This window comes from Arthrobacter sp. HLT1-20 (assembly GCF_054510895.1).
Genome location: NZ_JBTNDR010000039.1, coordinates 16,230 through 35,955 on the forward strand (window position 1 = coordinate 16,230; position 19,726 = coordinate 35,955).

Below are 19,726 nucleotides of genomic sequence, written 5' to 3' on the forward strand. Positions count from 1 at the left end.
AGCCGGCTATGCGTTGACGGATGCCAGGTGCGGGGCCACCAGTTCGGCGTACCGGGCTTTGACGGTGTCGATGACCTTGGCGTACGGCTGGTCCCAGATGTCCTCATTGAAGATTTCCACCTCAACCACACCGTCATAGCCTGCCCCGGCAACCCAGGTGCCGATCGAGGCGAAGTCAATCACGCCGTCGCCCATGAAACCGCGGGACAGCAGGGCGTCAGCGGCGATGGGAAGGTTGAAGTCGCACACCTGGTAGGAGGCAATGCGGCCCTCGGCGCCGGCGCGGGCGATCTGCTCCTGAAGGGAGGGATCCCACCAGACGTGGAAGGTGTCCACCACAACGCCCACGGCCTCCGCCGGGTGCGGGGCGGCCAAGTCCAGGGCCTGGCCCAGGGTGGAGAGCACGGCGCGGTCGGCCGCATACATGGGGTGCAACGGTTCCAGCACCAGGCGCACGCCGTGCTCCAGAGCGAAGGGCACCAGCTCGGCGAGCCGTTCGGCAACGCGGCGGCGGGCCAGCACAAGGTCCTTGCCGCCGGCCACGGCCCCAGCGGTTCCGCCACCATCGACGGCGCCGGGCGAGACGCTGAAGTCCGGCAGCCCGCCCACCACCATGATGATCTCCGTGGTCCCCAGGGCCTTGGCCTCCAAGATGGCTGCCTTGTTGTCGGCCAACGCCGCAGCCTGGCCAGCGGCGTCGGCTGCGGTCAGGAAGCCGCCGCGGCACAGGCTGGAAACTTGCAAACCGGACTCGCGCACCAGCTTAACCGCGTGTTCCAGCCCAACCTCGGCCACTTTGTCGCGCCACAGACCAATGTGAGACAGCCCAGCGGCGGCCGTCAAGGCCAGCGCCTCCGCCAGCGATGCCTTCTTGATGGTGGCCGTGTTGAGGGACAACTTTTCGAAGTTGTTCATGCGTGGACCCCTTCCAGCACTCGCGAGGCAACCCCGGCCGTGTTGAGGAAGCCAGCCATGCGCGTTGCCGCCAGTTCCGGCGCCAGCAGCAAGCCGGCCGTGTTGGCCAGGCGGAACAGTTTGACCAGATGGTTGAGATCGCGCCCGGCGTGCAGGCCACCAATCATCTGGAAGCCGGACTGGTGTCCGTTGAGCCAGGCCAGGAACGCAATCCCCGTCTTGTAGTAATAGGTGGGCGCCTCGAAAATGTGCAGGCCCAGATCCCGGGTGGAATCCAGGATGGCACGCGCCGCGGCGGGCCTGCCGGAATCGTACTCCTGCAGCGCCGTGGACGCAGCCGGGGCAATCGCGGCAAAAATGCCCAGCAGGGCATCCGAATGGTGCGAGCCGTCGCCGTCGATGAGCTCCGGGTAGTTGAAGTCATCGCCCGTGTACAGGCGCACGCCCCCGGGAAGGGAAGCACGCAGCGCAACTTCGTGACCGGCGTCGAGCAAGGAAACCTTCACGCCGTCAACCTTCGCCGCGTGCGTCTCAATGAGTTGCTGGAAGGTGGCCGTTGCGGCGGCGACATTGTCGCTGCCCCAGTATCCGGCCAGGGCCGGGTCAAACATGGTGCCCAGCCAGTGCAGCACCACCGGCTCCTTGACCTCGGAGAGCAGCGTGCCGTAGAGGGCCAGGTAGTCGGCGGGGCCCGAGGCGACCCTGGCCAGCGCGCGCGAGGCCATGATGATGACCTTGGCGCCGGAGGCCTCGACAACAGCGATCTGTTCGCGGTAGGCGGCCAGCACTGCTGCCAGTCCAGCTTCGCCGGGTTCGACGTCGGCCGGGTCCAGCTGGTCTGTGCCGGCACCGCATGCGAGCAGCTCGCGCACGGTCCGTTCCGGGGTGGCAATGAGCGCGGCCTCGGCGGCGCTGCGCTGGATGAGCTGCTGCGTGGCGGACCAGTCCAGGCCCATGCCGCGCTGTGCGGTGTCCATGGCGTCGGCAATGCCCACGCCCCAGCTCCACAGTTCGCGGCGGAAGGCCAGGGTGGCGTCCCAGTCAATGTCCGCCGGGGCGCCGGGAACGTTGTTGCCCAGCACCTTGGGGGTGACGTGGGCCGCCGCGTAAACCTTGCGCGAGGTGATCAGGGCCGTGGGCTTGCGCCACGGACCGGTCGGGTTCAAGGTGAGTGCTTCCAGCTCGCCGTTCGGGAGCGGAAGTGTCAGTGAAATGGCCATGGTTACAGCTCGATTTCCGGGATGTCGAGGGTGCGGCGTTCGGCGGAGGACTGCAGGCCCAACTCGGCCAGCTGCACGCCGCGGGCTGCCGAGAGCAGGCCAAAGCGGTGTTCGCGCCCGGCGATGGCGTCGCGCAGAAACTCTTCCCACTGCAGCTTGAAGCCGTTGTCCAAGTCAGCGTTGGCGGGAACTTCGGCCCACTGAGCGCGGAACGATTCGGTGACAGGCAGATCCGGGTTCCAGACAGGCTTGGGGGTGTGGGCGCGCTGCTGGGCCACGCACTTGTTCAAACCGGCCACGGCTGACCCGTGGGTGCCGTCGATCTGGAATTCCACGAGCTCGTCACGGTAGACGCGCACGGCCCAGGAGGAGTTGATCTGGCCGATCACCTGATCTCCGGACGGGGTTTCGAGTTCGAAGATGCCGTAGGCGGCGTCGTCGGCCGTTGCCACGTATTCGTTGCCCTGCTCGTCCCAGCGGGCCGGGATGTGCGTGGCGGTCTTGGCGTTGACGGATTTGACCTTGCCGATGATGCCTTCGAGGACGTAGTTCCAGTGGCAGAACATATCCGTGGTCATGCCGCCGCCGTCTTCCTTGCGGTAGTTCCATGAGGGGCGCTGGGCTACCTGGTGCTCACCCTCGAAAACCCAGTAACCAAATTCGCCGCGGATGGAGAGGATGCGGCCAAAGAACCCTTCATCCACCAGTCGGCGGAGCTTGACAAGGCCCGGCAGGTACAGCTTGTCGTGCACAACGCCAGCGGTGATGCCGGCTTCCTGGCCAAGGCGGGCCAGCTCGATGGCCTCTTCGAGGGTCTCCGCCGTGGGCTTCTCGGTGAAGATGTGCTTCCCGTTGGCCATGGCCTTCTTCAGCGTGGCAGCGCGCAGGCTGGTCATGGAGGCGTCAAACACAACATCGACCGTGGGGTCGGCGATGACGGCGTCCAGGTCCGTGGACCAGTGCTCAACGTTGTGCAGTTCGGCAAGCTCGCGCACCTTGGCCTCGTTGCGGCCAATCAGGATCGGTTCGATGGCAACCTTGGTGCCGTCTTCCAGGATCAGGCCGGAATCGCGCAGCGGCAGGATGGAGCGCAGCAGATGCTGGCGGTAGCCCATGCGCCCGGTGATGCCGTTCATGGCGATGCGGATCACGGCCGGCTTGGCCGCAGTGCTGGCTGTGGGTGCGGCGTCAGCGGCGGTTTGCTCTGTGGTGGATGTCAAAGTCACTGTCTTCTCCTGGGAAATTGGTGGTGGGCGTCTACCGGCGGTACCGGCGTGGCATCAATATTGGAAAGCGCTTTCCAATATATGCTGAAGCTATCGCCGGGTCAATAGCATTTTTGAAACCGGAAATTTTCTTCATGACAAGGACCCCTCACGTGCCCGTCAAACTAACCGAAGTGGCCCGGCACGCCGGCGTGTCGCTGGCAACTGCCTCCCGGGTCCTCAACGGATCGAGCCGGACACCCGCTGCCGGGATTGCCGAACGCGTGAGGTCTGCTGCCGAGGAGCTGGGGTACGTGGCCAACGCCCAAGCCCAGGCACTGGCCCGTTCCACCACGGGGTTGGTGGGCCTGGTGGTCCACGACATTGCCGACCCCTATTTTTCCGCCATAGCCCATGGCGTGCAGCAGGCCGCGCTGGAAACGCACCATCAGGTGTTGCTGGCCGGAACGGACATTGTTGGCGAGGGCGGCTCCCTCGGCGACGCCGAGCTTGCGGCCGTCAACGCGTTTATCTCCTACCGTACGGATGCCATCATTTTGGCGGCGTCACGACTCTTGGCTGAAGATCCCCGCCTGTCCAAGGCGCTATCGCAGTACATCAACAATGGCGGACGTGTGGTGACCTTGGGGCCCTCCGCCATTCCGGCGGCGCGCGTGTTGACCGTTGACAACCGCGAGGGGGCCACCGCTTTGGTGGCGGCACTGGCGGCGCAGGGCATCAAGCGCTTTGTCATCTTGGCGGGACCCCATGACCGCAACACGGCCAGGGTGCGTGTGGAGGGCTTCCGGCAGGGCTTGGCCGGGGCAGGCCTTGAGCCGCTCGCGGAATTCCACGGCGAGTTCACCAGCAAGGGCGGCTACGACGCAACCCTGCAATATCTGGATTCCCTCGGTGACACGGCACAGGCGCGCTCCTTGGTGCAGGACGACGCCGGTTCCCCTGTCTGTATTTTGGCCGCCAATGACGTCATGGCACTGGGTGCCATGACCGCCTTGCGGTCCCGGGGATTCGCCATTCCGGCAGACATTCAGGTGGCGGGATTCGATGACATTCCCACGCTCCGTGATCACTCCCCCGGCCTCTCGACCTACCGCCTTCCCCTGGAAGACATAGGCAAACTGGCTGCCGAGATGGCACTGAACCCGGCGGGCAAGCAATCGGGCAGCGTCACCGGAGACGTGGTGCTGCGCGAAAGCGCCGGGCAGCCTGGAAACGGACGGTTTGGTGTCATTTGACGCCCCCGTGGGGCATAATCACAGCATGACCACTGATGAGCGTCCCGGCGAGAACATGTCCACCGATGAAGCATGGAAATTTCTGGCGAACACCAGCTTCGGCAGGCTTGCGCTGAGCGTGGATAACAAGCCCGATATCTTCCCCATCAATTTCCTGGCCCACCAGCAGAAACTGTTGATGCGCACCAACCCGGGAACCAAATTGGCTGAATTGACAGTCAATGACCAGGTGGCCTTCGAGATCGACGGACTCGCCGAGGATCAGGCGTGGAGCGTTGTACTCAAGGGAACTGCGCGGGTGCTGGAATCGCAAACCGAGATCGACGCCGTCATGGACCTGCCCCTAACGCCCTGGCTGCAAACCCTCAAGTACACGTTTGTGGAGATCACGCCCAGCAGTGTGCGTGGGATCCGTTTCCACCTGGGGTCGGAGCCCGAGCGCTACTAGTTCGGCAATCCTGCCAGCAGCTCTTGCATGGGGGCTAGCTCAGAATGCTCACCGGCCACAAAAGTGCCGCCGTCGTCCCTGAGAAACGGGAACAACGGCGGCACAAGAGGCACCTACCACTGATGGGCCACATCCAGCACTATCCGGGTCGTGTTCCCTGGGCCGTTCAGGAAGAATACCCTGAACGGCAGCCTGGCCCTCACACCCACACCGATGTGGGTGTAGCCTTCGTAGCTGCCCGCCATGGCCACCTGACGGAAGGTGGCAAACCCGGCGGTGTTTACCAGCTCGTTCCGGTTGGCCGGAGTGTAGGTCGGCAATCCAGTGTTCTGGTCGTAAGCCGGGGCCAGCACAACAACGTGCAGATCTGCACCACCTCGGAGCGGCACCGGAAGACCGCTGCCGGGCCCGGAAACCGATGGAACGTACTGCACACTGAAGCCGTTGGCGTGGCCGCGAAGGTCAACGACCATGCGGTCAAAGCAGGCGTGCCGGCCGGCACGAACATTGGTGACAGCAGCACCGGTAAGGCTGCCAGAGGCTTTCGCCAGCGACCCCCACGTGATGCCGCAATACGGTGTTGAGGCCGCCTGGGCAGGGGCCGGAGCAACCACAACAAACGCCAGGAGCAACCCCACAATTGCCAACCAGGACTTGATGATCTTCATGGGAAACACCCTCTATGGGAAATGATGGATGCCCTCTTTGTGAGGGTGATTCAACGCTATTCCCGATGATTGCCGAGCGCATCACCTGGGCCGCAATCTCCGCCAAAGCGATACTGTGGCACCCGGTGTGACCGCGGATGTTATCCGGATTTCCGTCGCCGCCTAATCGTGACCTTGGGCATTGCAGTGAATCAGTTGCGCACACGTTCCGGGGACGGGCGCCCCGCGGGGCAGAAACTCGAACTGCAGTGCCCACCCCTTGACCGGGGCGGAATCTAGGACTCCAATAGGAGTATGGCGACACGCCACGTGCGCCAGCATGGAGTGTCCGGACGGGGCCGTCGGGACCACGTTCGTCGGAGGTGCCGGCAATGATTTTCCTAGTACTTGCTCCGCTGGTCGCTCTCACCGCAGCGGTCACCGTGTGGCTGGTTCGAACCCGCGCCGCGCAGGAACATGATCCCGACGCAACGTTTTGGTATGCCTTTGCCGGCCTGTGCGTTGCGGCACCGCTCATCTTGATTCCGGCACTGGCCAGCAGGCTCACCTCGCTGGGACTCTTGGCCCTGGCCCTGGCCACCAGCTTCGCCACGCACAAGGTGGTGGCGCGGTGCCAGCTCGCCGCCGCAGCCGGGCACCGCCGCCGGCAGCTCGGCATTGCCCTGAACGAGGCCGGCCGTGAACACGATGCCCTCATGACCCGTTGGGGACACTATGAACTGGATCCGGCCGCCGCCATTGACTTCCCTGCCATGTGCGATGTCCGGGTTCCAGAGACCTCGGCACTTGCCAAGGCTTCCCGCGCTGCAGCTGCGCTTCGAACCAGTCTTGGCCTGAACGCGGCGGATGTTCCCGTGGACGACGGCGTTGCGGAGTACCAGCGGGCCGTCGCCTTGCTGGCGGAAGCCTTGGAAACGGCCGAGAAGGCGGCCAAGGGCGCCTTGGCCCGGCAGTAACTTATTGAACCACCAACACCGGGCACGGCGCATGGCTGACCACAGCATTGCTGACGGAACCTAGCAGCAGACCCAGCAGCCCGCCTTGTCCGCGTCGTCCAACAACCAGCATGCGGGCACCCTCAGACAAGGCGGCCAGCGTCTTGGCTGGGTGGCCTTGCACTAGGCGTGCCGCGACTGTGGCGGGAACGTCGTCGCCAAATGCTTGACGCAGGGCGTCATTGAGTACTTGGCGGGCGCCATCTTCAAAACTGCCGATCCCGAGCGCCTCGTACGTGGCATGCTTGGTGGGCATCTCCCACACGGCAACGGCTTCCACCACCCCACCCAGTTCGGCAGCAAGTTTGGCGCCTTCCTGCAGCGCCCTGACCGACGCGCCGGAGCCGTCAACGCCAACCACAATGCGGACCACTGATGTAGCTTCAGACACGAATTCGCTCCTTCAGGCAACGGGCCCTTCCCGTTACTTTGTATTCTTGCGTAGAAATCGTGCTGACCATAGCTGGGGCACTCACAAAGCTGGCGGGTGCTGCTACGGGGTGGGTTGGAGCGGAGCCGGCTTCGGGTCGTTGAACCCGGCCACCAAGGGTGCTGTGGTGGCGAGCATGTCCGCTGGCGGCAGGGGCAGTTCCGTTGCGGCGTAGTCGGGGTTGGCGGCTGCCGCGTTCATGACCGCCGCCCACTGGCCTCCGGCCAGATCTGCCCCGTCAACGCCAGCATAATACTTGCCGTTGATCACAATGTCTTGGTTCACAAACTCGGCCCCGTTCCCCTTGTAGCTGCCAAAGTATGAGGCGGTAACCACGCCACTGTTGCCACCAATGGTCCAGGTTTCAATGTTGCTGTCGGTTGTGCCGGTTTTGGCGAAGGAGTTGCTCTTGTCATCCAGCGGGATGTTCCAACCGGAGCCGCGCTGCAAGACGCCGCGCATCGCGTAGGTCACCCCGGCGGCGACGTCGGCGCTGATGGTTCTCTTGCAGTCCGCCGTGGGGACAGGGTATTTGGTGCCATTGGCGCCCGTGATGGACGTCAGGGCAATGGGGTTGCAGCGTGTTCCTCCGCTGGCGAAGGTGGCAAACGCCGTCGCCATGTCCAGGGGAGCCACATTCTGGGTGCCGAGCAGGTTGGCAATGCTGGAAAGGTCATAGGGTTTGTTGGTCCGCCCGTCCTTGACCCCGGCCGCCGTCGCCATTTTTTGGATATTGCAAAAGTCCAGGGCAGCGGCGGTTTGGAAGGTCACGGTGTTGATGGAGTTGTAGAGGCCCTCATAGGCGCTCATGGGGTAGTAGTGGTTGGGATCGTCATTGGGGAGCAGGACCGATCCGGGGAGAGCGGGATCATAGTCGCCTTTGGTGGGTCCGCAGGAGTTGGTCCACGGGTACCCGGAGGGGTACTCCCGCACCGCGCCGTTGATGGTGGTCATCATGGAGTGGCCGCTGTTGAGCCATTCGGCGAACACGAAGGGCTTGAAAGTTGACCCGACCGGAAATCCGCCGGCACCGTGGAGTGGCTGGCCGTTGGCGTCATTGACGGGCAGGGCGAAATTGCCCATATAGTTTCCGGGCGCCGCGGCGGGGTTGTAAACAGTGTTTTGGGCCATGGAAACGACCTTGCCCGTACCCGGCTGCACGCTGACGATCGCCGCGCCGCGTTGCAGGGGGTCGGTGGCGCTCATGGTTGCGGTGGCTTGCTCCTGGGCAACCTTTTGCAGGGCTGAATCCAAGGTGGTGCGGATGGTCAGGCCACCCTGGTAGAGCACCTTGGTCCGCTCCTCCAGAGTGGCACCGAAGGCCGGGTCGTTGAGAATAAGCTGCTGCACGTAGTCGCAAAAGTACGCGGCGGTGGCCGCGGCACAACCCTGTGAACTGGTGGTGACGTGCAGGTCAAGAGGCGCCTTGACAGCAGCGTCGTAGTCAGCCTGGCTGATCTTCTTTTGTTCCACCATCTTGGCAAGGACCGCGTTGCGCCGGGTGAGCACGTTCTCCGGCTGGGTGATGGGATCGTAGTAGGTGGGCCGGTTCACCACACCGGCCAATGCCGCGGCCTGTGGGAGGGTAAGGTCCTTGGCCGTGGTGTTGAAGTACAGTTTCGCCGCGGCCTCGATCCCGTAGGCCCCGTTGCCAAAGTAGATGATGTTCAGGTAGCCGGCCAGAATTTCATCCTTGGACATCTTCTTTTCCAGAGCAATGGCCAGCTGGATTTCCGTGACCTTGTCAGCAACGGTCTTGTCCATGCCCAGCTTGGCTTCCTCGGTCTTCCCATCCGCTACGAGCTGCTCGATCAACATGTTGTTGACGTACTGCTGGGTGATGGTTGAGGCGCCCTGGCGCCCGCCGTTGATGGTGGCGACTAGGGCCCTGACGATTCCGGTGGGATCAATCCCGCCGTGCTCGTAGAAGCGGGCGTCCTCAATGGCCACCACGCCGTCCTTGATGAAGGGTGACATGCTGGCAAATTCCACTACTTTCCTGTCCTGGGCATACAGGGTGGCGATCGTGGAACCGTCGGCGGCAAGCATGGTGGTCGCCTGCGCGGGTGCCTGAAAGTCCATGGCGCTTGGAACAGTTGTCAGGAAGTCGTTGACACCGGCCACAGCCACCTTGGCAAACGCTGCCGCGGGCACGAACATGCCGGCCACCATCACGCCGATGACGGAACTGATCAGCAGGATTCGCAAAAGTTGCGAAGAAGTAGTGGTGCTTCCAGCCTTGGCAGCAGTCGTTGAATCATGGCTTGCCTGGGGCTGCCGTGGTGATTGCTCTGCCATGGAAGTCCTTCCTCTAAAGTGCTGGTACTGCAGGACCGCGGGGCGGCCGTGGAGCATACGTCCATTTCAGCGTCCCCCCAATTGATGGGAGTTGGCTGGACGTGAATGCCGGAAAACCCCAGAATCCGGGCAACACGCTACGAGCACGTCACAGTGACTGAAGATGAATGGCCGCAGAGTGCGTGCGGGAGTCGTATGCTCATGTCATGGCAAAATTCTTCGACGTTCATCCAGACGATCCCCAGCCGCGTTCGGTCAGCCAGATCGTGGCCATCCTGCAATCCGGCGGGCTGATCGCCTACCCCACTGATTCCTGCTACGCCCTGGGTGCGCAGCTGGGCAACCGGGAGGCTTTGGATCGGATCAGGTCCATTCGCCGCCTGGACAGCAAGCACCATTTCACCCTTGTCTGCAAGGACTTTGCGCAGCTGGGGCAGTTTGTCATGGTGGACAATGACATTTTCCGCAGCATCAAGGCCGTCACGCCTGGGCCGTACACCTTCATCCTGCCCGCCACCAAAGAGGTGCCCAAGCGGCTGGCCCACCCGAAAAAGAAGACGGTGGGTGTCCGCATCCCAGACAGCCGCCTGATCCAGGCCATTTTGGCGGAGTTGGGCGAACCCATGCTTTCCAGCACCCTGTTGCTGCCGGACGAGGAGGAGCCGCTGACTCAAGGCTGGGAGATCAAGGAGGCGTTGGACCACGTGGTGGATGCCGTGATCGACGCCGGTGATGTTGGCGCCGAGCCAACAACGGTTGTTGACTTCTCCAGCGGTTCCGCCGAGGTTGTCAGGCGCGGCATGGGGGATCCCAGCCGTTTCGAGTAGGCCCGGACAATGCGCGAACGTGGGCCCTGGCACTGAACATGCGCCGGACCCCTCTAGACCTTCTTCGAAGATGTGGCTACCGTGAGAGCAGATCGGGCGCGTTCCGGTTCTGCGAAACAAGGAAATAGTTAACCAGAGCGTTGATACTAAGGAGTTTCACATGGTTGTTAAGAGGACAGCTCACGCGGGATATACGGTTCCTGGTTTGTCACTTCAGGACGGCCACAAAGTGGGCTCATTGCTCCAATCAAGGCTCCATGCGCTCAACGACCTCCAACTCACGCTCAAGCACGCACATTGGAATGTTGTGGGCAGGGACTTCATCAGCGTGCACGAGATGCTTGACCCGCAAATTGACCTGGTCCGTGCAATGGTGGATGAGACTGCCGAACGCATAGCCACCCTGGGTGTCTCCCCCAACGGCCTGCCCGGTGCCCTGGTCAACGCCAGGTCCTGGGATGACTACGCCATTGGGCGGGCAGGCACGTCGGCACACCTGGCAGCCCTCGATGTGGTGTACAAAGGCTTCCTCTCCAGCCACCGCAAGACCCTGGCCGAGGTGGCCGAGCTGGATCCGATCACCGAGGACCTGCTCATTGGCCAGTGCGCCAAGCTGGAGCTGTTCCAGTGGTTCATGCGTGCCCACCTCGAGGACGACGACGGCGATCTCCTCACCGCGGGCGCCAAGACTGAACGCTCGGCCGCCAACAAGGCAAAGTAAAAGCGGCTGTGACGGACCCCGGAACGGCATTCAGCTACCCCAAAACGGCCACTTACCCCAAAACGGCTCTAGTTACCGGAGCAGACCGCGGCATCGGCAAGGCTATTGCCGTAGCTTTGGCGCGGGACGGCTTCGATGTTGGTTTCACCTGGCATGACGATGAGGCAGGCGCCAGGGACACCGCTGCGAGCATCGAGAGCCTGGGCCAGCGCGCAGCGTTCCTTTGGCTGGACACCGGCGACCTCCCCACGTGCGGCCCTGCCGTGGAACAGCTGGCGAATGAGCTGGGATCGTTGGGGGTGTTTGTCAACAATGTTGGTGTGGGGCTGCTGAGTTCGGTGGTGGACACCACGTATGAGGACTGGCAGCGGATTCAGGACATCAACCTCAATGGCGCCTTCCTCTGCCTGCAGGCCGCGGCGAAGCTGCTCATTGCCGGCGGCTCCGGAGGCCGGATGGTGGTGGTCACCAGCATCCACGCCCACCAGCCGCGGTTTGGCTTCGGTGCGTACTGTGCCTCCAAGTACGGCCTCAACGGGCTCGCCAAGACGCTGGCCGTGGAATTGTCCGGGCACGGGATCACCGTTAACACGGTGGCACCGGGTGAAATCGCCACCCACCTGCCCGATTCCGAGCTGCGCCACCCCCACCAAATTCCGCGCCCCGGCATTCCGCTGGGACATGCCGGGACCGCGGAGGAGGTGGCCGGCGTCGTGAGTTTCCTTGCCTCCCCCGCGGCCAGTTATGTGAGTGGTGCCAGCTGGGAGGTCGACGGCGGCATGGCCCAGGTGGGTGCCCAGGCCAGTTCACATGTGGCGAACGACGATTGGCGCCAGGCCACCAGGAAGGGCACCTCACAAGGCGATTGAGCGGCGTCTTGTCCTTTTGGCTAAACACTGGCCGGTAGCATAGCCCCGCCCCTAGCGCAGATCTAGCATGTGCAGTGTTGGATGCGTTGAACGATGTGCGTGCGGGCGGGGCTCCTGGCGGGAGAAACGGGAGGCCCGGCGGGGTGGCCTGCGAGCTGCCCCACCCACCATTTCTTCATGACGGAACCATGCACCCGGTCCGTGTTGGAGGATCGAGTGCTCACGGAGGGCACCACCATGGCCACTTTGGATATTCGTGAACTTTCGGCTAACCTCACCTCGGCGCAGGCTCGTTGGAGCCCTCGCATCACGCCCCAGTCGCTCCTGAGCGAGGAGGGCAAGAAGGCCCTGTTGGGCGTCATCTTCACCCCGGCCGACGTCGCCATGCGCGCGGCTGGCCCCCAAGCATCAGCCGGGCCGGCAGCCAGGGCGTTTGCCCAGGAGGTTGACTGGCGCAACAAGAACGGCAACCACGTCACAGCCGTGCGGGACCAGCAGTATTGCGGCTCCTGTGTGTCGTTTGCCTGCACCGCTGTGGTGGAGTCCATGGCCTCCATTGAGCACGGTCAGCTCCTTGACCTCTCGGAGGCAGATTCGCACTTCAATTCCAGCCACGGCCCGTCCTGTGGCGGCTGGAATTCCAACGCCTGCATGGCACAGCTGCAGGCCCGGGGGCAGGTCAGCGAGTCGGCGCTGCCGTACTCGAGCGCTTTTGACAGTCCGCCCGTGATCGATCCGGCCACTAATCTGTGGAAGCCGTATGTGCGCCCCACCCCCGACCGGGCCAGCACCCAGGTCAGTATCACCAGCCACGGCCTGATCGGAGACATCAACGATCGCAAGAGCTACCTGGACAGCACCGGCCCGTGCGCCGCATCCTTCGATGTCTACGACGACTTCTACAGTTACGCAACCGGCGTCTACCATCATGTGACGGGCAACTACGTTGGCGGGCACTGTGTTGAGGTGATCGGCTACTCCGAATCCGAGCAGTGCTGGCTGGTGAAGAACTCCTGGGGCACCGGGTGGGGCATGTCGGGCTACTTCAAGATCGCCTACGGGCAGTGCAACTTTGACGTGTACGCCTTCTCCACCGCCCAGGGCGTGCAGCTTCCGCCCAGCCACGGTTGGAGCGGCTGGGAGTCGCTAGGTGGAATTGTCACCTCCAAGCCCAGTGCCGTTTCCTGGGGGCCCAACAGGATCGACGCCGTGGCTCGAGGTACGGATTCCGCCATCTGGCACAGGTGGTGGGACGGCAGCGCCTGGGGAGGCTGGGAGTCCTTGGGCGGCAGCTGCCAGAGCGGCCCGGCCATCTGTTCTTGGGGATCCGGGCGGCTGGACATGTTTGTGGTGGGCACCGACCACCAGCTCTACCACAAGTGGTTCGACGGCGGTTGGAGCGGCTGGGAAGCACTCGGTGGGCTGCTGTCCTCCGACCCTGCAGCGGTTTCTTGGGGTCCGAACCGGATCGACGTCTTTGCCCGCGGCATGGACTCGGCCATGTGGCACCTCTGGTGGGACGGCAGCAGCTGGGGAGGCTGGGAGAGCTTGGGTGGGGTGTGCGACTCCGCACCGGCCGTTGCATCCTGGGGCGCCAACCGCCTGGACACCTTTGTCAAGGGCACCGACAGTCAGCTGTACCACCAGTACTGGGCAGGGGCAGGCTGGAGCGGTTGGGCACCTCTGGGCGGCTACGTTGGCGGCGACCCCTCCGCAGCCTCGTGGGGACCGGACAGGATCGACCTGTTCTACCCCGGCGTCGGCTTCAACTTGATGCACAAGTGGTGGGACGGGGCCTGGAGCGGTGAGGAAAACTTGGGCGGGCTGCTGTCCTCCGGAACCGGGGTGTCCACGTGGGCGCCCGGCCGGCTCGACACCTTTGCTGAGGGCACCGATTCCGCCATGTGGCACAAGTGGTACGCCTAGTGCCGAGCCAGACATGCTCCTGCCCTTGACATGATTCCAGCAAGGAGGAGAGTTGAGCTGTGATCACAGTCAGGGCAGGCGAGCTGTTCAGTGTTGAGTTCCCGGCCACCCCGGCCACCGGCTATCAATGGCAGGTGGCCGAGGTCCCGGCCGGGCTTGAGCTGGTGGACAGCTCCTTTGCCCCAGACGCCCCTGCCGGGGTGCTTGCACCGGTACCGTCCCCGGGAACCCAGAAATTCCACTTCATGGCCGGTGAGCCCGGGCGTCAGGAATTGCTGTTTGTGCTCAAGCGTTCCTGGGAGAGCCAGTCACTTCAGGAGCGCTCCGAGACAGTGGATGTTCTGCCGTGATTCTCACATCCTGCTTTTGACCCTCGCCGTTGCTGTTGCATTCTGTGTTCCTCCCCCCCCTGCCGTGCTTCTCACATCCTGCTTTTGACCCTCGCCGTTGCTGTTGCATTCCATGGGTCCTCGGGCCAGGGATGCTTGGGGTAGCGCCCGCGCATCTGTGCCCGGACCTGCGCGTAAGGCCCGGACCAAAACGATTGCAGGTCATCCGTCACGGCCAGCGGCGCCCGGGCGGGCGACAACAAATGGAATAGCACCCGAACCCGGCCGTTGAGCAGGTGCGGTGTTTGGGCCAGGCCAAAACACTCCTGCAATTTCACCGCCACCACGGGAGGACCGTCGCTTGCGACATCCGGGTAGTCAATCCTGATGCGTGAACCGCTGGGCACGGCTAGCGTTTCCGGCACCAGCTCCCCCATCTGTGACGCCTGTGGCCAGGGCAGGAGTCGACGCAGTGGATCCGTCAGCGACAGGGCGGAAAACGCGCGGCCGGCCGCCACGGATTCGAGTTCCGGACCCAGCCAATCCTGCAGGCGAGACAGCAGGGCGGCGTCACTGACGTCCGGCCACGGCTCCCCCACTTCCCTGTGCAGTAGGGCCAGCCTGCGCCGTAGCGCATCGGCAGGAGCGCTCCAGGACAGCAGGCCCACACCCTCGCGGGCCAGCGCGGCAGCCACGGCGTCACGCCCCTGCGCTACGGATGCCTTGACGGGTGTTGAGGAGAGCACGATGGCACCCAGCCGCCGCTCCCGGCGGGCCGTCACCTTGCCATGGGCAAACTGCGCCACCACGGAATCCTGCACCAGGTGGGCGGCCACCTGCTCGGCGCTGTGTTGATCCAAGGGAGCGGCGGCGCGGATGATCGCCCCGGTCCCCGCGGAGTCGCGGCCCTGGGCGCGAGTCACATCCGCCACGGCCAACCACTCGTGCCCAGCCAGGGCACTTCCCGACGGCAGCCCAGCCCGGGTGCCGGAAGAGAGTAGATACTGGTGGCCCGCCGCATTGGTAACCAGGCGCGCAACCCTGTCCGGGAAGGCCAGCCCCACCACAAATCCCACAACATCCGGCCCATCAATCACTGCCGCACCAGAATGGGCCTTGATTGGCGCATTCTTGCGTGCAAGCTGTTCCAAGCGGCGCACTTCCTGGCCCCAGCGGTGCGCGCCGGGGTCGCGGCCGGCACGCAATGAACTCAGCAGGGCGGTGAGATCGGCGCCCTGCGCCCTGCTGTCCCCTGCCACCACTGCAACAATCTCGGCGGCAGCCGTAGGCCCAACTACTGCGGCGCCGTCGAGCAGCGCCCTAGCAAGGCGGGGTTCGGCGGGGATGGCTGCCAGCGTTCTCCCCAGGGGTGTTGCATGGCCCCTGTCATCCAGGGCACCTAATTCAGTCAAGATCTCAACGGCTGCGTTCATGGCGGCCACCGGCGGAGCATCCGGCAGGGCCAAGCCCGCCCCGGCCGGGGAGCCCCAACAGGCCAGCAGCAGGGCGGCGGTGCTGAGGTCTGCCACGGCGATCTCCGGCATGGGGTGCGCCGGGGCTGCCGCAAACGTTTTTTGCTCGTAGCAGCGCACCACTGTGCCCGGCCCAAGACGTGCTGCGCGCCCCGCGCGCTGCTCGGCCGAAGCTCGCGAGGAGGTAACTGTCACCAGACCGGTCATGCCGCGTGCGGCATCCCGGCGCGGCTCCCGCGACAACCCCGAATCAACCACCAGGCGCACCCCGGGGACAGTCAATGAGGACTCGGCCAGGGAGGTGGAAACAATGATGCGCGGCAGCCCGCCCGGCACCCTTGCCGAAACGGCCTTGTCCTGCTCGCGTGCGGGCACCTGGCCATGCAGTTCAAGGACTTCCGTGCCGGCGCAGGCAGCCCTCAGGCGTTGGGCAATGTGGCCCACTTCCCACGCACCGGGTGCAAAGACCAGTGCATCCACGTCAGGGTTCTTGGCCACGGCCGCAGCGTGCGCCGCAGCGGCTGTGTCCGCCACATGGTCCAGGAAGTTGCGGGAAATGCCGCGCTCATCCACCCGGGGCAGCGCGGAAGGTGCCCACTGGATCTCCAGGGGGTACAGCGCTGAGGGGCAGTCGATCACGGGAGCCGGGGACCCGGCGTCGTCCGCCAGCAGCCGAGAAAACCGCTGGGCGTCGAGGGTTGCCGACATGGCCAGCAGGGTCAAATCGCCGCGCAGAGCCCGCACTTCCGCCAGCATGCCCAGGAGCAGGTCGGTCTCCAGGCCCCGCTCGTGGACCTCATCCAGCACGACGGCGGCAACCCCTTCCAGCCCCGGGTCACGCAGCAGGCGGCGCAGGAGAATCCCGGGGGTGAGGAATTCGATGATCGTTTTGTGACTCGTGTGGTTTTCGCCGCGCACGGTGTAGCCCACCTTGGTGCCCAGCGCACTGCCGTCCAGGGTGGCGAGCCGCCTGGCCGCCGAGCGTGCTGCTACCCGCCTGGGCTGGGTGACGAGGATCCGCTGCCCTGCCTGGCCATGGCTGAGCGCGTTGGCAACTAGCGGCGGCACCAGGGTGGTTTTTCCGGTGCCGGGAGGGGCTTGGATGACGGCGACGGCACCGTCCGGCTGCGCCTGGGTCAGGACACTCGCCAACTGGGGCAGGGACTGGGCAAATACCAGCCCCTGCCCCAGCGTGAGCAGTTCAAAGGGGCCGCTGGGCAGGTCCGCGGCGGCCGTGGTGGGCATGAGTCTTAGCCGATCTGCAGCTCGCCCATAGCATCCCAGGAGCTGCCGTCAACCTTGCGCGAGACAATCTTAGGGGTGGACACCAGGACGGGGCGCATGGCGTTCAGACCGGACGTGAAGTGCTCGCTGGAGACGTGGGCGCCGGCAGCGTCGTCGTCCAGGAATGCTTCCACCAGAACAAACTCGTTGGGATCCTCGACGCTTCGTGACCAGTCGAACCAGAGGTTGCCCGGCTCGGCGCGGGTGGAGGCCGTGTAGGGCCCAACCAGGTCCATGAACTGCTCGGCGGATTCGGGCAAGACCTGAAATTTCACAACAATAAAGTACATGGACTAAGCGTATCCTCCGAGGGGACACGAGCGAGCGCCCCCAGCCCTGCCTGCCTGCCTGCCGAACGTACAGTTGATGCTGATGTTTTGCTGGCACATCAACATCAACTGTACGTTCGGCAGGCAGGTGGCGCGGTGATGCCGAGCGGTTACCAGCCGCGTTCGCGCCATTGCGCCAGCGATGGACGTTCGGCGCCCAAGGTGGTCGCGTCGCCGTGGCCCGGCAGCACCGTGGCGTTGTCACCGAAGCTGCCGAAGAGCCGCTCCTGCACGTCGTTCAACAGTTGCGTGAAGCGTTGCGGATCCTGCTCCGTATTGCCCACTCCCCCGGGGAACAGGGAGTCGCCGCTGAAGATCAGCGTGCTTTCCTGATCGCCGGAACCACTGCGGAGAACATAGGCAATGGAACCGGGCGTGTGGCCGCGCAGATGCACGGCAAGCAGCTCAATGCCGCTGACCGCCAGCTTCCCGCCGTCGTCCAGGGCATGGTCAGTGGCAACGCCGCATTCGGAGGCAATCCCGGCAGCGTCCTGGGCGCCTGCAGCCGTGGGGGCGCCCGTCTGTGCAACCAAAGCGGCCAAGGCGCGTACATGGTCCCAATGCTGGTGGGTGGTGGCAATCATGGCCAGGGAAGTGGGGGCGCTGGAGTCGGCCGCGCCGTCGTGCAGGAGTGAATTGATGGCGGCCAGATCATCCGCGGCATCGATCAGAAGCTGCGCGCCAGTGGACTTGGCGGTGATTAGATAGACATTGTTTGCCATGGTGGACACCACCGCGCGGCGCACTGTGTGCTGCGGCAGATCGTGGATCAGTGTGGAGTCAATAGTCATGGCACCAGCCTAGTCTCTGGGCATGGACAAGCTTGGACTTCCATTTATGACCGCTATAGCCTTGGCTGAATCCTTCCCAAGCAAAGAGAGCCTTCAGATGATCACTCGTGCAGATGTTGACCAGGCAGCCCTTCGGATCGACGGGCTGGTTCGCCGGACGCCGGTCCTGAAGTTGGATGCCGGCCACTCCCCCGGTGACGTCTGGCTCAAGTGTGAGTTTCTACAGCACACCGGCACCTTCAAGGCCCGTGGCGCCTTCAACCGTGTGATTGGCTGCCAGGAGCGCGGCGAACTGGACCCTAGGGTTGGCGTAGTGGTGGCGTCCGGCGGCAATGCCGGGCTGGCCAACGCCTATGCAGCATCCACAGTGGGAGTTCCTGCCACCGTCTACGTCCCACTCAGCGCTCCCGCGGTGAAGGTGTCCAAGCTGCGCAAGGCTGGCGCCACCGTGGTGCAGCTAGGCGACGAATACGCCGAAGCCTATGAGGCAGCCATTGCCTTTGCCTCGGAGTCGGGCGCCGCCTACTGCCACGCTTACGACCAGCCGGAGATTGCCGCGGGCGCCGGAACCATCGGCCTTGAACTGTTGGAACAGCTGGGCAGCATGGACACGGTCATTGTGGCTGTTGGCGGAGGCGGCCTCATGGCCGGGATTGCCGCAGCCTTGGAGGGTCACGCAACGATCGTTGCCGTGGAGCCGGAGAATGCGCCAAGCCTGAACGCGGCACTGGCGGCGGGCCGGCCCGTGGATGTTGCCGTTTCCGGCATCGCCGCTGATTCCCTGGGCGCACGCCGAATTGGTGACATTGGCTTCGAGGTGGCAGTCCGGGTCGGCGTTCACAGCGTCCTTGTCAGCGATGAAAGCATCAGTGCCGCCAGGACCTTCCTGTGGGAGAACTACCGCATGGTGCTGGAGCACGGGGCCGCTGCGGCCTTTGCGGCCCTGGCATCTGGCGCGTATTTGCCGGCGGAGAATGAACGTGTGGCCGTCATCCTGTGCGGCGCCAACACTGACCCCACCGGATTGTAGGGTGCGGTTTCACTGAGTTTTGGGCCCCGTATAGCCTGTCATGGCGAAGAAATATTCGTAGAACATATATTCGAGAAACTCTTCCTTTGTGGGCTGGGGGCGCCTAAAATTGATGTATGGGCATCACCAAGCAGCCCGGTAGCAAGAGGGCTTCCACCCCTTCCGGACCGTCTTTTCTGGATCAGGCCCCCGGCCTCGGGCCGGGGGCCAGTGACGGTGGGTGCGGGGACGGTGGGTGCGGGGATGCCGAGTTGGCCAGGCTGATGGCCAGTGACCCTTTTGCCGAGGACCCTCACATGGAGCGGGTGACGTGGGTGGGGCCATCGCGGATGATCACGGCGGAGGAATGGGCCACGCTGATCCAGGCACCAGCCAACGGTGACTTCCCCACGGGCCCGGCCGGCGGCGACTCCCCCACGGGCCCGGACAACGGGGGTGGTACGTGTAGTGCTGTGACGCAGATGCTTTCCGTGGATGAGATCCGGACTGATGCCCTGCTCAAGGTGGTGAGGGCTTCGGTCCCTGACCATCCCCAGGCGCCGAGGAAGAACAATCCCGCCGGTGTGACATGGACGCCCTTCACCGGTGCCCAGGCGTTGGCGGGGCTGGATCCGGCCGGTTTAGCCGACAACGATTTGCTGGACTACCTACACGCCGCGAATCGATTGGCAGCGTTTGCCCAGGCCAGGGAGATGGCGGCGCTTGCAGAATTT

General features: G+C 64.2%; 19 protein-coding genes. 10 read left to right on the forward strand and 9 right to left on the reverse strand.

Annotation, left to right across the window (positions count from 1 at the left end; translation table 11 throughout):
• Positions 1-6: 6 nt before the first annotated feature.
• The 3 genes from ACX80Q_RS16095 to ACX80Q_RS16105 are packed head-to-tail and all read right to left on the reverse strand — an operon-like array spanning position 7 to position 3,271.
• The gene (locus tag ACX80Q_RS16095; protein WP_459331541.1) at positions 7-915 is read right to left on the reverse strand and encodes a sugar phosphate isomerase/epimerase family protein; all 909 of its coding nucleotides are present in this window, start codon (positions 913-915) and stop codon (positions 7-9) included.
• Complete coding sequence (locus ACX80Q_RS16100) at positions 912-2,135, reverse strand: dihydrodipicolinate synthase family protein (RefSeq protein WP_459331542.1); 1,224 nt, start codon at positions 2,133-2,135, stop codon at positions 912-914. Before ACX80Q_RS16100 ends, ACX80Q_RS16095 begins: the two co-directional genes overlap by 4 nt.
• 2 nt (positions 2,136-2,137) lie before the next feature.
• On the reverse strand, positions 2,138-3,271 hold the full coding sequence (locus ACX80Q_RS16105) for a Gfo/Idh/MocA family protein (RefSeq protein ID WP_459331560.1): 1,134 nt from the start codon (positions 3,269-3,271) through the stop codon (positions 2,138-2,140).
• A 242-nt stretch (positions 3,272-3,513) separates the two neighbouring features.
• Between ACX80Q_RS16105 and ACX80Q_RS16110 the strand changes: the two genes are divergently transcribed.
• Both ACX80Q_RS16110 and ACX80Q_RS16115 read left to right on the forward strand, forming a co-directional pair.
• Positions 3,514-4,596 (forward strand): LacI family DNA-binding transcriptional regulator, encoded by a 1,083-nt coding sequence (locus ACX80Q_RS16110; protein WP_459331543.1) that lies wholly within the window; start codon positions 3,514-3,516, stop codon positions 4,594-4,596.
• A gap of 25 nt (positions 4,597-4,621) precedes the next feature.
• Entirely contained in the window at positions 4,622-5,044 is a 423-nt protein-coding gene (locus ACX80Q_RS16115; protein WP_459331544.1) for a pyridoxamine 5'-phosphate oxidase family protein, read from the forward strand.
• Positions 5,045-5,157: 113 nt separating this feature from the next.
• Here the strand turns inward: ACX80Q_RS16115 and ACX80Q_RS16120 are convergent, their stop codons facing one another.
• Complete coding sequence (locus tag ACX80Q_RS16120; RefSeq protein ID WP_459331545.1) at positions 5,158-5,712, reverse strand: AMIN-like domain-containing (lipo)protein; 555 nt, start codon at positions 5,710-5,712, stop codon at positions 5,158-5,160.
• A 371-nt stretch (positions 5,713-6,083) separates the two neighbouring features.
• Here ACX80Q_RS16120 and ACX80Q_RS16125 point away from each other — a divergent pair, with 371 nt between their 5' ends.
• Positions 6,084-6,668 carry a hypothetical protein gene (locus ACX80Q_RS16125; protein ID WP_459331546.1) on the forward strand — a complete coding sequence of 195 codons (585 nt, stop codon included), beginning with the start codon at positions 6,084-6,086 and terminating at the stop codon, positions 6,666-6,668.
• 1 nt (position 6,669) lies between these two features.
• On the opposite strand, the gene ACX80Q_RS16130 is transcribed toward ACX80Q_RS16125, so the two are convergent.
• Both ACX80Q_RS16130 and ACX80Q_RS16135 read right to left on the reverse strand, forming a co-directional pair.
• Entirely contained in the window at positions 6,670-7,098 is a 429-nt protein-coding gene (locus tag ACX80Q_RS16130) for a universal stress protein (RefSeq protein WP_459331547.1), read from the reverse strand.
• 102 nt (positions 7,099-7,200) lie between these two features.
• A complete protein-coding gene (locus tag ACX80Q_RS16135) occupies positions 7,201-9,435 on the reverse strand; it encodes a transglycosylase domain-containing protein (protein WP_459331548.1) in 2,235 nt (744 codons plus the stop codon).
• 206 nt (positions 9,436-9,641) lie between these two features.
• Here ACX80Q_RS16135 and ACX80Q_RS16140 point away from each other — a divergent pair, with 206 nt between their 5' ends.
• The 5 genes from ACX80Q_RS16140 (at position 9,642) to ACX80Q_RS16160 (ending at position 14,128) form a co-directional block, all read left to right on the forward strand.
• A complete protein-coding gene (locus ACX80Q_RS16140) occupies positions 9,642-10,262 on the forward strand; it encodes an L-threonylcarbamoyladenylate synthase (RefSeq protein ID WP_459331549.1) in 621 nt (206 codons plus the stop codon).
• 160 nt (positions 10,263-10,422) lie between these two features.
• On the forward strand, positions 10,423-10,983 hold the full coding sequence (locus ACX80Q_RS16145; protein ID WP_459331550.1) for a Dps family protein: 561 nt from the start codon (positions 10,423-10,425) through the stop codon (positions 10,981-10,983).
• Positions 10,984-10,991: 8 nt separating this feature from the next.
• On the forward strand, positions 10,992-11,852 hold the full coding sequence (locus ACX80Q_RS16150) for an SDR family oxidoreductase (RefSeq protein WP_459331551.1): 861 nt from the start codon (positions 10,992-10,994) through the stop codon (positions 11,850-11,852).
• A 177-nt stretch (positions 11,853-12,029) separates the two neighbouring features.
• Positions 12,030-13,778 carry a C1 family peptidase gene (locus ACX80Q_RS16155; RefSeq protein ID WP_459331552.1) on the forward strand — a complete coding sequence of 583 codons (1,749 nt, stop codon included), beginning with the start codon at positions 12,030-12,032 and terminating at the stop codon, positions 13,776-13,778.
• A 59-nt stretch (positions 13,779-13,837) separates the two neighbouring features.
• Complete coding sequence (locus ACX80Q_RS16160) at positions 13,838-14,128, forward strand: protease inhibitor I42 family protein (protein WP_459331553.1); 291 nt, start codon at positions 13,838-13,840, stop codon at positions 14,126-14,128.
• Positions 14,129-14,199: 71 nt separating this feature from the next.
• Here the strand turns inward: ACX80Q_RS16160 and hrpB are convergent, their stop codons facing one another.
• The 3 genes from hrpB to ACX80Q_RS16175 all read right to left on the reverse strand — a co-directional run bounded on the left by hrpB (position 14,200) and on the right by ACX80Q_RS16175 (position 17,983).
• Positions 14,200-16,824 carry an ATP-dependent helicase HrpB gene (gene hrpB / locus ACX80Q_RS16165; RefSeq protein ID WP_459331554.1) on the reverse strand — a complete coding sequence of 875 codons (2,625 nt, stop codon included), beginning with the start codon at positions 16,822-16,824 and terminating at the stop codon, positions 14,200-14,202.
• 5 nt (positions 16,825-16,829) lie between these two features.
• Complete coding sequence (locus ACX80Q_RS16170) at positions 16,830-17,153, reverse strand: putative quinol monooxygenase (protein ID WP_459331555.1); 324 nt, start codon at positions 17,151-17,153, stop codon at positions 16,830-16,832.
• 149 nt (positions 17,154-17,302) lie between these two features.
• Complete coding sequence (locus ACX80Q_RS16175) at positions 17,303-17,983, reverse strand: MBL fold metallo-hydrolase (protein WP_459331556.1); 681 nt, start codon at positions 17,981-17,983, stop codon at positions 17,303-17,305.
• A gap of 97 nt (positions 17,984-18,080) precedes the next feature.
• On the opposite strand from ACX80Q_RS16175, the gene ACX80Q_RS16180 reads away from it, so the two are divergent.
• The gene (locus ACX80Q_RS16180; protein WP_459331557.1) at positions 18,081-19,013 is read left to right on the forward strand and encodes a threonine/serine dehydratase; all 933 of its coding nucleotides are present in this window, start codon (positions 18,081-18,083) and stop codon (positions 19,011-19,013) included.
• Between the two features lie 116 nt (positions 19,014-19,129).
• Positions 19,130-19,726 (forward strand): hypothetical protein (locus ACX80Q_RS16185; protein WP_459331558.1); only part of this gene is annotated, 597 nt, incomplete at its 3' end.